The sequence below is a fragment of the Aeromonas sp. PrichA-15 genome (genome assembly GCF_017939245.1).
Lineage (GTDB): Bacteria > Pseudomonadota > Gammaproteobacteria > Enterobacterales > Aeromonadaceae > Aeromonas > Aeromonas caviae.
Genome location: NZ_JAGKRH010000009.1, coordinates 1 through 9714, shown reverse-complemented (window position 1 = coordinate 9714; position 9714 = coordinate 1). Strand labels below are relative to the sequence as shown.

At 64.1% G+C, this 9714-nt stretch carries 10 protein-coding genes; 4 read left to right on the top strand and 6 right to left on the bottom strand.

The features are described 5' to 3' along the window. Nucleotides 1-155: 155 nt before the first annotated feature. The 4 genes from tnpA to J9889_RS02130 all read left to right on the top strand — a co-directional run bounded on the left by tnpA (nucleotide 156) and on the right by J9889_RS02130 (nucleotide 2809). Nucleotides 156-545 carry an IS200/IS605 family transposase gene (gene tnpA / locus J9889_RS02145; RefSeq protein WP_210555901.1) on the top strand — a complete coding sequence of 130 codons (390 nt, stop codon included), beginning with the start codon at nucleotides 156-158 and terminating at the stop codon, nucleotides 543-545. Nucleotides 546-647: 102 nt separating this feature from the next. Beyond that, nucleotides 648-1148 carry a hypothetical protein gene (locus J9889_RS02140; protein WP_227262951.1) on the top strand — a complete coding sequence of 167 codons (501 nt, stop codon included), beginning with the start codon at nucleotides 648-650 and terminating at the stop codon, nucleotides 1146-1148. A gap of 371 nt (nucleotides 1149-1519) precedes the next feature. Then, nucleotides 1520-1897, top strand: coding sequence for a hypothetical protein (locus tag J9889_RS02135; protein ID WP_210555900.1), 378 nt, complete (start codon nucleotides 1520-1522; stop codon nucleotides 1895-1897). Nucleotides 1898-2080: 183 nt separating this feature from the next. Continuing rightward, nucleotides 2081-2809 (top strand): MgtC/SapB family protein, encoded by a 729-nt coding sequence (locus J9889_RS02130; protein ID WP_210555899.1) that lies wholly within the window; start codon nucleotides 2081-2083, stop codon nucleotides 2807-2809. A 78-nt stretch (nucleotides 2810-2887) separates the two neighbouring features. Here J9889_RS02130 and J9889_RS02125 read toward each other — a convergent pair whose 3' ends face one another. The 6 genes from J9889_RS02125 to J9889_RS02100 all read right to left on the bottom strand — a co-directional run. Beyond that, nucleotides 2888-3898 carry a substrate-binding domain-containing protein gene (locus J9889_RS02125; RefSeq protein WP_210555898.1) on the bottom strand — a complete coding sequence of 337 codons (1011 nt, stop codon included), beginning with the start codon at nucleotides 3896-3898 and terminating at the stop codon, nucleotides 2888-2890. Nucleotides 3899-3925: 27 nt separating this feature from the next. Further along, a complete protein-coding gene (locus J9889_RS02120) occupies nucleotides 3926-5341 on the bottom strand; it encodes a sucrose-6-phosphate hydrolase (RefSeq protein ID WP_210555897.1) in 1416 nt (471 codons plus the stop codon). After that, on the bottom strand, nucleotides 5341-6705 hold the full coding sequence (locus tag J9889_RS02115; RefSeq protein WP_210555896.1) for a sucrose-specific PTS transporter subunit IIBC: 1365 nt from the start codon (nucleotides 6703-6705) through the stop codon (nucleotides 5341-5343). The genes J9889_RS02120 and J9889_RS02115 overlap by 1 nt, the downstream gene beginning before the upstream one ends. Nucleotides 6706-6788: 83 nt before the next feature. Next, nucleotides 6789-7748, bottom strand: a complete 960-nt coding sequence (locus J9889_RS02110; protein ID WP_109112198.1) for an aminoimidazole riboside kinase — start codon at nucleotides 7746-7748, stop codon at nucleotides 6789-6791. Nucleotides 7749-7859: 111 nt separating this feature from the next. Next, the gene (locus tag J9889_RS02105) at nucleotides 7860-9350 is read right to left on the bottom strand and encodes a carbohydrate porin (protein WP_080944225.1); all 1491 of its coding nucleotides are present in this window, start codon (nucleotides 9348-9350) and stop codon (nucleotides 7860-7862) included. Nucleotides 9351-9533: 183 nt separating this feature from the next. Continuing rightward, nucleotides 9534-9714, bottom strand: a 181-nt coding sequence (locus J9889_RS02100) for a hypothetical protein (protein WP_210555895.1), incomplete at its 5' end; no start/stop codon positions are given.

Sequence of the window (9714 nt, the reverse complement as noted above, 5' to 3'; positions counted from 1 at the left end):
CAGTGCCATAGTCCTTGAGAAACTCAAACAGGCTGTAGCCTTTCTGGAATTGGATTTTGCTTTTGGCCATGATCTCGCACCTCGATAACTGTACGTAAGATCAGTATAGTTCGTGGTAACTGACTGCTAATCATGGGTAATCAGGATTCACTAAAATTAATAAATCACGCCATGCGACCTACGTTTTGCACGTACATTTGGTGTTTATCACCAAGTATCGAAAGCCGATACTGGGGGATCTGCATCACGCCTTCTTCGGTCAGTGTGCGGCAGAGGTTTGCAGAGATTTTGGTGCGGAACTGAAAGAGTGTGACGGAGAGGCTGATCATGTTCACATGCTGATAGAGTACGCGCCAACGGTGCAGCTATCGGTACTGGTGAACTCGTTAAAGGCGGTCACATCAAGGCGACTGCGTAATGAATTTCTGGACTTGAGAGGTGCTTACAGCAAACCCGTACTCTGGTCACGCTCTTACTTTGCGGGCTCTTGCGGCGGAGCACCGTTGGAGGTGATCAAGCAATACATTCAAAACCAGCGGGGCTGACGCCCCGGCGAAATTCCCCTCCCACCTACGTCGGAGGGAGTCCCCTTTCGCATTTAAGATGGCAACGTCAAGCGCACCCACAGCCTCCCCTACAAGCATGCCATGATGCTGCCCGCCTTCGCCGGCATCAGCCCCCTGCGGGGCCTCGAGGGGCTGGTCAATCCCTGCGGGTTCGTCATCGTCGACGAACACCAGCGCAACCCTGTCTTCCCGCAGATTTACGCCGCCGGGGTCTGCATCGCCATCCCGCCCCAGCACAAGACGCCGGTACCGACCGGGGTGCCCAAGACCGGCTACATGATCGAGGCCATGGTGCGCACCTTAAGCCACAACATCAAGGCGGAGCTGGACGGCCAACCCCCGGTCACCCGGGCGGTGTGGAATGCCATCTGTCTGGCGGACATGGGGGACACAGGGGCCGCCTTCGTGGCCATGCCCCAGATCCCGCCGCGTAACGTCGCCTGGTCCAAGAAAGGGAAGTGGGTCCACCTGGCCAAGATAGCGTTCGAGAAGTATTTCCTGCACAAGATGCAGGTGGACGACACCGAACCCATCTATGAAAAACGGATGCTCAAATACCTGGGCATCGACAAGACCCGGTAACCCCCCAAGGGCCCGCCGGTGAAGGGAAGAGGGCTCCCTTCACCGGCGCTTTCATCTCTTTTTTATTATGTTTCAATATGTTGCTATCAAGGGCTCGGGGTTTACCCAGGCTGCCGTATCGGCTACCATGTCGCCTCTTTATCACTAGCGGAGACCATCGGTGGGCAACTCATCAAGTGACAGACGCACGCCGGCCCTCGTCGTCGGCACCCTGGTCGCGAGCTAGCCGCAGGTTATTCTCTGCCGCGACTCGCCACCCTGCGAGAAGTGGACTCCTCTTTTCCCCGCTTTTCACACTTGACGTCAGGTGACGGGGACTCATCCCACGACACCTTGCCTGCATAGTTTCTGCTTCCCAAAAGGAGGCTGCTATGCGCTTGATTTCAAACAACCCTGTCGCTGACAAATCCCCTTCCCTGCTGAGCAGACTGGGACGGGGCCTGCGACCACTCTGGCAACGTGGCAAACGGCGTCAGCACCTCTATCGGCTGCACATCCGCTGCGAAGACAGAGCCGACATGGAGCAGGTGCTGGCCGCAGTGAGCCACACCCTGCAACCGGCCGGACTCAGTCCTATGCAATCCATGCAGCCCGGGCGCGGTGAAGGCCGCGTGCTGGTGCTGAGCCTCTACTGCACGCCGCCCCAGCGCCGCTACCTGGTGCAGTTCATCCACCAGGTCGGGGCTGTCCACCCGGTACGCTGGGAACTGCGCCCCCGCGCCGGGGACGACGCCACCACCAGCCATTGACCCTCGAACGAGGCGAGGTCCTTCCCGGGCAACCGTGAAGGGCCTCTTCCCTGTTCTGCGCCATCCCGCCCCGTCAGGAGGCGGGTCGCGCCCTTGCATTCACCACGATGTCGACCTTGCCCCCCGTCTCTCACGCAACCCGGGGGCGAAAGCTGGTCGGCATCCCCAGAAGGAGACCCATTCATGAGAATGTGGCAACAACTCGATTTTCTCGCCCTGCTCGACACCCTGGCCAGCCTGCTGCTCGCCTTCGTGCTGGGCAGCCTGGTCGGCCTGGAGCGCCAGTACCGCCAGCGCACCGCCGGCCTTCGCACCAACGTGCTGGTCGCCGTGGGGGCGGCCCTGTTCGTCAACCTGGCCCAGCGCATCTATGACCTGCATGGTGGCAGTTACGGGGTCGTCCACGTGGTGGCCTACATCGTCTCCGGCATCGGTTTTCTCGGCGCTGGCGTCATCATGCGTGAATCCGGCAACATCCGGGGCATCAACACAGCTGCCACCCTGTGGGGCGTGGCCGCTGTCGGGGCCGCCTGCGGCGCCGGGTTCGCCCTGGAGGCCATCCTCGGCGCCCTCTTCGTGCTGGCCGCCAACACCCTGCTGCGCCCCCTGGTCAACCAGATAAACCGTGACCCGGTGGACAACATGGACACCGAAGTGACCTATCACGTGACCGCTCTCATAGGCCGCGCTCACCAGAAGGAGGTACTGCCCTGGCTCGAGCAGATGCTGGAGCAGGCCCACTACCCCCTGAGCGAGCTCGACATCACCCCCTTCGGCGATCAGGATCTCGAGATCTCGGCGACGCTGCTCGCCACCGCCATCGATGGCACCAAGCTCGATGCCCTGATGAACACGCTCGGGGAGCACCCTCACATCAAGCAGATCTTCTGGCGGGCCAGCATCACCGATTGACGCCCTCATACCAGGCGCAGCAGAAAAAGCCCCGCCGGATCCGGCGGGGCTTTTTCACAGGAAAGGGAAGCCGTGTGCCTAACGGCGGCTGCGCCAGCGCACCCTGGGGTTAATGACCTGGGCGGTCTGGGCTGGGGGATTGCCCGCGATGAGTTGCTGCATCATCTCGAAGGCGGCCCGGGCCAGGGCCGGGCAATCCTGGGCCACGGAATCGATGCGCATGGGGATGCAGTCGAGCAGATCGTGATCGTCGAAGGTACACAGGCGCATGCCGGTCTCCATCAGTTCCGCCTCGTTGAGGTAGCGCAGCACCCCCTCCAGCAGGGTGAAGGAGGCGGTAAAAAGCCCCTTCGGCGGTGCCCCGAGTTCGTCCACCAGCTCAGACATCAGCTGATAACCCGAGCTCGGCTGGTAGTCACGGTGGCGGACCCGGTATGAAGTGGCCTCCAGCCCGGCCCGGTGCAATCCGAGCTCGTAACCCGCCAGCCGGTGGCGGCTGGGGGAGAGATCCAGCAGACCGCCGAAGTAGTAGATCTCCTCCCCGCAATCCTCGGCCATATCCTGCACCAGCTCGGCGGTAGCCTTGCAGGCGTCCGAGATCACCATGGGCAGGCGCGACTCACCGATGTGGCGGTCGAGCTGCACCACCGGCAAGCGGTCGTGGATGCGGGCATAGATGTCGTCACTGTGGCCGCTGGAGGCGACGATGAGGCCATCCACCTGACGGCTGATGAGGTTGTCCACCACCCGCTGCTCCAGGGTGGGGTCATCCTCGGAGCAGGCGATGAGCAGCTGGATCCCCGCCTCCCGACAGCGGGCCTCCAGGGCACGGGCGATGCTGGCGAAGCCGAAGTTGGTGAGGTCGGGGATCACCAGCCCCCAGGTGTAGCTGCGCACCTCCCGCAGGGAGCGAGCATGGATGCTCGGCTGATAGTGGCACTCGTCCGCCACCGCCTGGATCCGCTTGCGGGTATCGTCGGCGATGCGGTATTCCGCACTCTTGCCGTTGAGCACCAGACTGGCGGTGGCCTTGGAGACCCCCGCAAGCGTGGCTATCTGGGCAATCGTGATCCGTTTCTTCTTCTCCACCTGACCTCCCGGCAAACTGACACCGGGCTATTGTACTAGGCAGGTCGCCAGCGGCCAGTGATCGAGACAAATTTTGCTGCCATCACCACCGCAACGTGCGGAAAGTACTGGGTTTTCGCCGGGGAAGTAACGGGTCGACAAGCTCTGGCGCCCGCCATCGACGAAGCACTCCAGGCTGGAGCGGTCACACAAGACGGTGATCTTGCCCCCAAGCCAAGGGGCGCTTCGCGCCTCCCACTCCCCGCTCTGCCAGTTCTGGCGCCGCAGGATGATGCGCCCCGGCTGCCACACCAGCTCGGCCACAGTGCCGAGGCGAAGGCTCCCCTCGCCGGTCAGCGCCAGATCGAGCCAGGCCGAGTCGATGGCCAGGGCAGGCAGCTCGTCCGGCGCCCCCTCGAAGCGGGTCTGCTCCCCTTTCAGGGCGCCCAGCTCAGCCACCGGCCGCTGGCAGAGCCACTCATCCTGCCAGAACAGCTCCCGCGGGCAGCTCATCTGGTGGATCCAGCCGTGCTCGAGAGTGGGCTGGCTCATCTCGTTCTCCTCCGGCAAGCCCAGCCAGCCGAACAGCAGGCGCCGCCCCTGACTGTCCTGGGTAGTCTGGGGGGCATAGAACTCGAATCCCCTGTCCAACTCGTGGAAAGCCCCGTGCTCGAAGCGCTCGCCGTCGAAGTCACCCGCCAGCCAGCCGCACTGGTAGAGGTTGCGATAATCCTCTCCCTGCGGGGCAATCCCCTGCGGGCAGCTGATCAGCACATGGCGATCTCCCAGGGGGAACAGGTCCGGACACTCCCACATGTAGCCAAACTCCCCGAGACCGCCGCGCCCGCTGCCGGCGATGGGGCCCACCAGTGTCCAGGCATCCAGGGTGTCACCGCGATAGAGCAGCACCTCACCCCGATCGTCCAGGGTGCGGGCCCCCAGCACCATCAGCCACTGCCGACCGTCGTGCCACACCTTGGGGTCGCGCACATGGCCGCTGTAGCCTGCGGGCAGGTCCAGCACGGGTCCCAGCTTGGCAAAGCCCCCCTCACCGTCGGCACGGGCCAGACACTGGTAGGCGGTGCGGCTGCCGTCCGGGTATTTGACGTTGCCGGTATAGATGAGGGTCAGACGCCCCTGCTCGTCGCTCACCGCCGAGCCCGAATAGCAGCCGTGGCTCTCATAGGCCTCGGTGGGCAGCAGCGCCACCGGCTCGTGCTGCCAGTGCAGCAGATCGGTGGAGGTGACATGCCCCCAGCCCTTGTTGCGGTGCTCGCAACCGAGCGGGTTCCACTGGTAGAAAAGATGGTAGCGCCCGTCGTGCTCGATAAAGCCGTTGGGATCGTTGAGCAGCCCCACCGGGGCTGCCAGATGCCAGCGGGGCCGATGGGGATCGGCCGCCGCCTTGAGCTGTCCGGCCAGCAGGGACCGGACAACCTGGTTCAGGAGATGGCTTTCCTTCATCACTCCACCTTGTACTTGAGCAGGTAGGAGGCGGCGAAAGCGGCGCCAAAGGCGATCACCAGACCGATGACGTAGTGGATGAGGCTCATGGGCTGGACGATGGCCATGCCCGGGATGCCGGTCAGGCCCACCGCCGTCATGCCGACCTTGGCCGCCACCACGTAGGCGCCGCCGCAGGCCCCGCCGAACAGGCCGGCCAGGAAGGGCTTGATGTAGCGCAGGTTGACCCCGAAGATCGCCGCCTCGGTGATGCCGAGCAGGCAGGACATGGCCGCCGGCACCGTGATGGCCTTGATCTTCACGTCCCGGGTCTTGAAGTAGACCGCGAGGCAAGCCCCGCCCTGGGCCACGTTGGCCATGGCCCAGATGGGCAGCAGGAAGTTGACGCCGATGGCAGGGTTGGCCAGCAGCCCAGCCTCGATGGCGTGGAAGCTGTGGTGGATGCCGGTGATGACGATAAGGGAATAGGTGCCGCCAAACACCAGACCCGCCAGCCAGCCTGCCTGCTCATAGAGGGCGCTCAGACCGAACGAGATGCCATCCCCCAGCACCCGCCCGGCGGGGCCGATGAAAAGCAGCGCCACGAAGCCGGTGATGATAACGGTCAAAAACGGGGTGAGGATGAGATCCAGGGCGTCAGGGACGCGCCTTCTCAGCTGCTTCTCCAGGTGGGACATGAACCAGACCGCCAGGAGCACCGGGAAGACAGTGCCCTGGTAGCCGATCATGGCGACATCCAGGCCGAAGAAGTCCATGGTCTTGAAGCCCCCGGCCACGCCCCAGGCGTTGGTCAGGGCCGGGTGAGTGAGGATGCCGCCAAGGGTCGCCCCGAGGTACGGATTGCCGCCGAATTCGCGCGCCGCCGTAAAGCCGATGAGGATCGGCAGGATGATGAAGGCTGCCGAGCTGAACATGTCGAGCATGACGAACAGGGCGCTGTCGGCGTTGACCCAGCCGTAGGTGCGCACCATGCCGAGCAGCCCCATCAGCAGACCGGAGGCGACGATGGCCGGAATGATGGGCACGAAGATGTTGGAGAGGGTCCGCGCCAGACGTTGGGCCACGTTGAGCTTGGCCGTCGCCATGTCGGTCAGCTCCGCCTTGCTGGCGGTGCCGGTCCCGGTCAGGGTGACGAACTCCGCATAGACCTTGTTGACCAGGCCGGTGCCGAAAATGACCTGGATCTGGCCGGCGTTGCTGAAGCACCCCTTGACCCCCTCCAGCTTGTCGATGGCGGCCTTGTTCACCTTGCTGTCGTCCGCCAGCACCAGCCGCAGCCGGGTGGCGCAGTGGGCGGCGCTGACGATGTTCTCCTTGCCCCCGAGCAGGGGCACCAGATCCTGGGCTATCGCACTGATATTCATATTCTTCCTCTTATGACCCGCCACGCTGGCGGGCCCTTGTCACATGAGAGTAGGGGCTGTCGAGCCGGGCTTCTAGCCGCAGATCAACAACCGTCTGCGCCTGATCGCAAAAATTCATCCAGCCGGGTGCGGGTGGGCAGTGCCGTCATCGCCCCCTTGGCGGTGGTGGCGAGCGCCCCGCAGCCGTGGGCCTGAGCCAGAATGGCGGGCAGCTCGGCCAGCGTCGGCAGCGAGGTCCGTTCGGCCAAGGCCGCCAGCAGCCCGGCAACGAAGGCGTCCCCCGCCCCAGTGGTATCGAGTGGCGTCACTTTGGGCCCCACCCACTCCAGCAACTCGCCACCCAGACGGGCCACCACACCGGCCGCCCCCCGGGTCACCAGCACCAGGGCCGGGCCTGAAAGAGTGGCAAGCCCCGCCGCCAGATCGTCCAGACCGCTCAGCAGTTGCAGCTCCTCCACCGAGAGCTTGACCACGTCTGCGAGGGCCATGGCCTCGCGCACCACGGGCAGCATCTCGGCAGGGTTGCCCCACACCTCTGGCCTCAGGTTGGGGTCGAAGCAGACCCGCCCCCCGACGGCACGGATGGTCGCCATGGCTTGCAGACAACTGCTGCGCACCGGCTCGTTGGCGAGCGCAATGGAGCAGGTCAGCAGCCACTGCCCGGCCTGGAAGACCGGCAGATCGGCGGGGCTCAGGAACTGATCGGCGCTCGGGCGCACCATGAAGGTGAAGCTGCGCTCCCCCGCCTCATCGAGATCCACCAGCACCGTGCTGGTGCGATGGGCCGGATCCTGGATCAGGTGGCGAATGTCGACCCCCTCCCTGGCCAGGGTCTCCCCCATGAAGCGGCCGAAGGGATCCGCGCCGACCCGGCCAATGAAGGCCGATTCCCCGCCGAGCCGGGCAACGCCCACCGCCACGTTGGCCGGTGCGCCACCCGGACACTTGAGGTAGTACTGCTCCCCTTCCGGGATCAAGTCCACTACCGCATCCCCCATTACCCACACACGATTCGTCACCTTGTTGCTACTCCACTGCTGCACAGGATTTGCCGGGGTCAGCCCCGGGTTCTGGGTCCGCATTATCAGCTAAACCGTTTTAGCTAACCAACAGATCCCGGGGCCGCCTGCCATTTTTGTGATCGGGATAACGAACTAGAACCAGGTTTCCATCTGCACGCCAAAGTTCCACTCGCCCCCGGCGGTGAAGTTGCTCTGGCCCATGGCATCGGAGCTGGCGTAGTTGTCGAGCTCGGAGGACCAGTCCATCCAGGTGGCGAACACCCGAAGCTCGGGCCGCTCGAAGAAGCCGGCGGTCTGCGCCTTGAAGGTCGGCGCGAAGGTGAGCTTGGTGAAATCGCCGCTCACCGCCTGGCGACCCTTGTAGCCCTTGGGATCGAGGTCCATGTACTGCCAGGTCGCCTCGTAGACCAGCTCGACGTTCTGGCTCAGCACCTGGGCCAGGCGGCCATTGAGGGTCACCCAGCGGTACTCGTCCCCCTTCACGTAACGATCCTGGCTGTGCTCGGCCAGCAGGGCCGGGGCCACACGCCAGCGGGGCGCAAGATCGGTGGCGCCAAACACGGCGACCCGCACCGCATCGGCATCCGGCAGCAGCTCGCTGTCGGAGCCCAGCCCCTTGAGCTCGGCACCCAGACCGTGGCCATACAGCACCGCCGCCTTGGAGAAACCGGGGTTGATGCCAAAGAAGCTGTCGGCGTGGTAGGCCACCAGGGTGTGGGCCCCCTTGTTCGCCGCTTCGCTGCCCGCGCCGCCGTCGTTGATGCGCGCCTCGTTGTCCTTGGCGGAGAGGCCGTTCAGCATCCACTGCCAGTTGCCAACGCGGTTGTTCATGGTGAGGATGTAGCTCTCGATGTCGGAGAGACCGCTCGCGCTGATGTCGCCGTAGTCGCGCCCGTAGAGGGAGAAGTTCGCCTTCCAGCTGTCGGCCAGCTGCACGTCGTAGACGCCGCCGCCGGTACCGGCCAGGAAGACCACGTCCGAGTCGAGCCAGTGGATGTCGAAGTTGTCCCGGTCAAAGCGCTTGCCCGCCCAGAGCACCGAGTGCTGGAAAGGACCGCTGAAGCTCGCCAGATCGCCGATTTCGGCAAACACCTGGCGGGTATTGAGGCTGGAATCGCTGGCGGTCCAGTCGTTGCTGGTCTCCACCCCGTCCGCCAGCATCAGCTTGTAGCGGGCCCAGCTGCCATCGTCGAAGGTCTGGGTCTTCAGCAGGTTGGCCTCCATGTAGGTGTCATCCTCGTTGCCAAGGCGACCCACGGCGCCGCCCACCGAGCCGGCCGGGGTGATGTAGGGGCCGCCGCGGCCACCATTGCCGTTGCCGTTCACCAGCAGGCCCGAGCGGGCATAGCCGTGGAACTCGAAGCCCTGGGCCCCGGCGGTCTGCTTGTCCACCTTCTCGCTCTGGGCCTTGGCAACCACGGCGGTCTCGCGGGCTTCGTTTGCCTTGCTCTGGGCCTCGTCGGCCCGCGCTTCGGCAGCGGTGGCGCGCGCCTCGGCTGCCTGCACCCGCGCCTCCAGCGCCGCCAGCCTGGCTTCGATACCACCATCCGCCGCCCACAGCGGGCTGCTCATTCCCAATCCCAGCGCCACGGCCAGCGCCAACTTGCTCTTGAACATCGTCATCGTCCTCACCTGTCTTCTGTCGCCCGTCCGGGCTCTGTTGTTGTTGACGAGCTGAGGATAGCTAAACCGCTTTAGCTGACTCAATATGCAAGCTAAACCGTTTCAGCAGGAGTGTGAGCGGGATAACATTTGTACAGGAGGAATTGGCGGAAGTTGTGAGGAGGATCCCTCATCGGGATCCACTCAATAAGGGGGGATCCAGGCCAGATGGCGGGCAAAAAAAAAGGTTCTTCGCGGGATCCTGGGAAAGTGGAAGTTGACAGACAGGGTGCTGGTAAACTGGTTGTCGCCAAACACACCACCACCATCACCCTGCTGTCGCCGTGCATCATATTGATATTGCCTCCTTCTGGCCAGGTTATAC